Source organism: Nocardioides sp. NPDC057772, assembly GCF_042798075.1.
In the GTDB taxonomy this organism is placed as follows: Bacteria; Actinomycetota; Actinomycetes; order Propionibacteriales; family Nocardioidaceae; genus Nocardioides.
In genome coordinates, this window is the sequence record NZ_JBHVKN010000292.1 from 1 (window position 1) to 4,461 (window position 4,461).

Below are 4,461 nucleotides of genomic sequence, written 5' to 3' on the forward strand. Positions count from 1 at the left end.
ACGTCCACGACGCCGCCGTCGACAAGCTCAACGACCTCGACCCCGCCGTCGAGGCTGCCTGCCAGGGCACCGACGAGGCCGTCTTCGAGGCGGCGCTCGCCGCGCTGCTCGACAGCGTCCGTTCGCTGGGCACCGCCCACCCGGTCGACGCGATCGACTCCTCCGACCTGATCCTCCCCGGACCCGGCTCCACGCTCGCCGAGGTCTCCGAGATGCTCGGCGACGAGGGCCTCATCCCTGGCTAGAACCAGCCATGTCACGTTTCCAGGGTGATGCCGGGCTGACCGTCCGGATGACCACGGTGATGTTCCTGCTCGGCGCGCTGTTCGTCGGGCTCATCGTGGCGCTGATGTACGTCCTGCCCGCCCAGTGGGCGCCGATCATCGGCATCGTCGGGCTCGGCATCGCCTGGTGGCAGTGGTACGCCTCCGACACTCTCGCGATGCGCGCCATGGGCGCACGCGAGGTGTCGGCCCAGGAGGCGCCTGAGCTGCACGCGATGATCGATCGGCTGTGCGCCCTGGCCGACATGCCGAAGCCGCGGGTCGGGATCGCCTACACCGACATGCCCAACGCCTTCGCCACCGGCCGCTCGCCGAAGCGGTCCGCGGTCGTGGTGACCACCGGCATCATGCAGCGCCTCTCCGCCGAGGAGCTGGAGGGCGTGCTCGCTCACGAGCTCTCCCACGTCGCCCACCGCGACGTGCTGGTCATGACGGTCGCCTCCTCGGCCGGCATCGTGGCCGGGATGCTGTCGCGGGGCTCCCAGTACGGTGCGTACGCAGGCGGCGGCCGCCGCGACAACAACAACGGTCTCCCGGTGTGGCTGGTCGTGCTGCTGGTCTCGCTCGCGGTCTACGCGGTGTCGTGGCTGCTGCTGCGGATGCTCTCGCGCTACCGCGAGCTCGCCGCCGACCGGGCCGGCGCCCAGCTGACCATGAAACCGGCCGCGCTGGCCAGCGCGCTGCAGAAGATCACCGGCGAGATCTCCGCGATCCCGAGCCGCGACCTGCGGTCCGCACAGGCGATGAACGCGTTCTTCATCGCGCCGGCCATCAGCGGCCAGTCGCTGCGTACGCTGACCTCGACGCATCCGTCGCTCGAACAGCGCCTGGAGCAACTCGCCCGGATCGAGGCCGAGCTCGGCCGTCCGGCGCAGTAAGGTCGCCCTCGTGGGCTTCTGGGACGTCATCACGGGTCGTACGCGACCCAAGCAGGCCAACCTCGACGCGCTGTTCGCGGTGCCGACCGCCGCGCTCACCATGCAGACCTCGCTCGGGCTGGTACCGACCGGCGACGGCGCAGTCTGCTACCGGGCCGCGGCAGGGGCCGGGTTCGCCGGCACCCAGAACGACGTCGTCGAGCTGCTCGGTGCCTCCGAGAGCGCGCCGACGGTGACCACGAGCATCGACGAGTTCGGCTTCACCTGGCTCAGCGTCGACCACGAGCCCCTCGACCCGGCCAACCCCGACATCACCGGCCTGGTGACCGACCTCCACGCGGTCAACACCACGTTGGAGATGAACGGCTTCGGTCCCGGCCTGCTGTGCTCGCTGATCGCCTTCCGCGGCGCCGACGGGCGCAGCGTGGGGCTGATCTACCTCTACAAGCAGGGCACCTTCTACCCGTTCGTCCCGACCGGCCCGCAGGAGCGCGACAACCTGCTCGAGATCAACGTCCGCACCGCGATCGAGGGCGATCTTCCGGTCGAGAAGGACCTCTCCCGCTGGCTCGCGCTCTGGGGAGCCCCCGGGCTCTGAGATCGCGACCATGGGACGAGCACGGAGCTTCGGAGCCGTTGCGGAGACCTGCGAGCGCTACCGGCTCGGCTATCCCGGCGACCTGGTCGCGCTGGTGAGCGGGGTCGCGACCGAACCCGACGCCGACATGCTGGCCGTGCTCCGGCGCGAGTGCGCAGGCTTGCCGGTGTCGACGGTCCGCGCTGCGCTGGAGGACCTCGACCCGGCGGAGCATGAGCCGTGCGACCTGCTCTACGCGGCTGCGGCCTGGCACTGGACCGCCCCCGCGACCTGCGCCACCTCGACACGATCTCCGCGATCCGGATCCTGCCGGCCGAGGACCGGTCCGCGCTCTTCGCCGACCTGGCCGCGGTGCTCCCGGATCAGGTGGACGTACGCGCCGACCTGATGCTCCACACCGCCCGCCGCGCCTGACCGATCACCCGGGGTCCACAGTCTCCGCACAGGGGAGCCGGAACATCGACACACCACAGAGATCTCACAGCCACCACACAGCAACCGATCGCATGATGGACTCATGACAGGAGCACAGGACCTGACCCGGCCAGACGGATCGCCGCTGCGGGTGCTCGTCGTCGACGACGAGGTGAACATCGCCGAGCTCATCTCGATGGCCCTGCGTTTCGAGGGCTGGGAGGTCACCATGGCCCACTCCGGTTCCAAGGCCGTGACCGCCGCGAAGGAGACCGCGCCCGACGCGATCGTGCTCGACTGGATGCTGCCCGACTTCGACGGGCTCGAGGTCCTGCGCCGGGTGCGGGCGACCAACCCGGGCGTACCGGTCCTCTTCCTCACCGCCAAGGACGCGGTCGAGGACCGGGTCACCGGACTCACCGCGGGCGGTGACGACTACGTGACCAAGCCGTTCTCGCTCGAGGAGCTCGTTGCGCGGCTGCGCGGCCTGATGCGGCGGGCCGGCGCGACCAAAGTCGAGGAGCACTCGGTGATCCACGTCGGCGACCTGACGATGGACGAGGACTCCCGTGAGGTGCACCGGGCGGGGGAGGAGATCACCCTGACCGCCACCGAGTTCGAGCTGCTCCGTTTCCTGATGCGCAACCCGCGCCGGGTGCTGTCCAAGGCCCAGATCCTCGACCGGGTCTGGTCCTACGACTTCGGCGGCCAGGCCAACGTCGTCGAGCTCTACATCTCCTACCTGCGCAAGAAGATCGACGCCGGCCGGGAGCCGATGATCCACACCATGCGGGGCGCGGGGTATGTGCTGAAGGCCGCTGAGTGAGCAGCCGGCTGAAGCGGCTGTTCGCGCCGCTCATCTCGCGCCTGGTGATCACCGCGGTCTCTCTGGTGCTGGTCGTCTCGCTGCTGATCGCGACGTTCGCCACCATCGCGTTGCGCGAGACCCTGATGAACCGGCTGGACCGCGACGTGCGCGACATGGCTCGCAGCGTCGCCGGCCCACGCCCAGGCAACTTGAACATCGGACCGGACTCGGTCATCGCGGTGTTCCCCGAGAACGGCCCCGCCCAAGGCAACCTCGGCGACTTCGTCCCCACCCAGGTCGAGTCGCTCACCCCCGCCGATCTGGAGGCTTTGGCGGACGTGCCCGTCGACGCCCGTCCCCATGGCGTCGACCTGCCCGACCACGGTGCCTACCGGGTGATCGCTCGATCGGGCAACCTCGCCAACGGCGACCAGGGGGTGGTCGTCACCGGGCGTTCGACCGACGAGGTCGAGAACACCATCGACAGCCTGATCTACTGGGAGGCCCTGCTGATCCTGCTGGGCGTCGTGGGCGCGGCGGGCGCCGGCTACCTCGTCGTACGCCGCCAGCTCAGCCCGCTGCGCGAGGTCGCGGCCACCGCTCACACGGTGGCCGCGCTGCCGCTCTCCTCCGGCGAGGTCTCGGTGACCGAGCGCGTGCCCGACCGGCTCACCGACGAGGACACCGAGGTCGGCCAGGTCGGCGCCGCCCTCAACTCCCTGCTCGACCACGTCGAGACCTCACTGGCCGAGCGTCACCGCAGCGAGCAGCAGGTACGTCAGTTCGTCGCCGACGCCTCCCATGAGCTGCGCACCCCGCTGACCACCATCCGCGGCTACACCGAGCTCGCCCAGCAGCGGCCCGAAGCGGTCCCGACGGCCCTCGGCAAGGTGGAGGAGGAGTCGGTGCGGATGACCGCGCTGGTCGAGGACCTGCTCCTGCTCGCCCGCCTCGACCAGGGTCGTCCGCTCGCCCGCGACGCGGTCGACCTCACCCGTCTGCTCCTGGAGGCGGTCGACGACGCCCGGGTCATCGCCCCATCACACACCTGGCGGCTCGAGCTGCCCGCCGACGCCGACTCCGAGGACGTCGAGGTGATCGTCACCGGCGACGATCAGCGGCTCCACCAGGTGATCAGCAACCTGCTCACCAACGAGCGGCGGCACACGCCGGCCGGCACCACGGTCACGGTCCGCGTACGTCCTGATGGTTTCGACGTCCACGACGACGGTCCCGGGTTCCCGCCGTCCCTCGTCCCGCACGCGTTCGAGCGCTTCACCCGCGCCGACGAGGCCCGCCAGCGCGACGGCGGCGCCGGCCTCGGCCTCGCCCTCGTCCACGCCATCGTCACCGCCCACGGCGGCACCGTGAGGCTGACCAGCGTCCCCGGCGACACCTCGATCGCCGTACGTCTCCCCACCAGCTGACCGCAGCCGAGGCGTCACGCACGTCGGCCGAGGTGGCACCGGAGTGCCACCT

Annotated in this window: 6 protein-coding genes; all 6 read left to right on the plus strand. The window is 70.5% G+C overall.

Features of this window, described 5'->3' with window-relative positions:
* A partial coding sequence (locus ACFVJS_RS26450; RefSeq protein ID WP_378886538.1) for a hypothetical protein occupies positions 1 to 245 on the plus strand: 245 nt, incomplete at its 5' end.
* Between the two features lie 8 nt (positions 246 to 253).
* Positions 254 to 1,162, plus strand: coding sequence for a zinc metalloprotease HtpX (gene htpX / locus ACFVJS_RS26455; RefSeq protein WP_378886539.1), 909 nt, complete (start codon positions 254 to 256; stop codon positions 1,160 to 1,162).
* 10 nt (positions 1,163 to 1,172) lie between these two features.
* Positions 1,173 to 1,760, plus strand: a complete 588-nt coding sequence (locus ACFVJS_RS26460; protein ID WP_378886540.1) for a hypothetical protein — start codon at positions 1,173 to 1,175, stop codon at positions 1,758 to 1,760.
* A 219-nt stretch (positions 1,761 to 1,979) separates the two neighbouring features.
* The gene (locus ACFVJS_RS26465) at positions 1,980 to 2,174 is read left to right on the plus strand and encodes a hypothetical protein (RefSeq protein WP_378886541.1); all 195 of its coding nucleotides are present in this window, start codon (positions 1,980 to 1,982) and stop codon (positions 2,172 to 2,174) included.
* A gap of 103 nt (positions 2,175 to 2,277) precedes the next feature.
* Complete coding sequence (locus ACFVJS_RS26470) at positions 2,278 to 3,000, plus strand: response regulator transcription factor (RefSeq protein WP_378886542.1); 723 nt, start codon at positions 2,278 to 2,280, stop codon at positions 2,998 to 3,000.
* Positions 2,997 to 4,409, plus strand: coding sequence for a sensor histidine kinase (locus ACFVJS_RS26475; protein ID WP_378886543.1), 1,413 nt, complete (start codon positions 2,997 to 2,999; stop codon positions 4,407 to 4,409). The genes ACFVJS_RS26470 and ACFVJS_RS26475 overlap by 4 nt, the downstream gene beginning before the upstream one ends.
* The last annotated feature ends 52 nt before the right edge of the window (positions 4,410 to 4,461 follow it).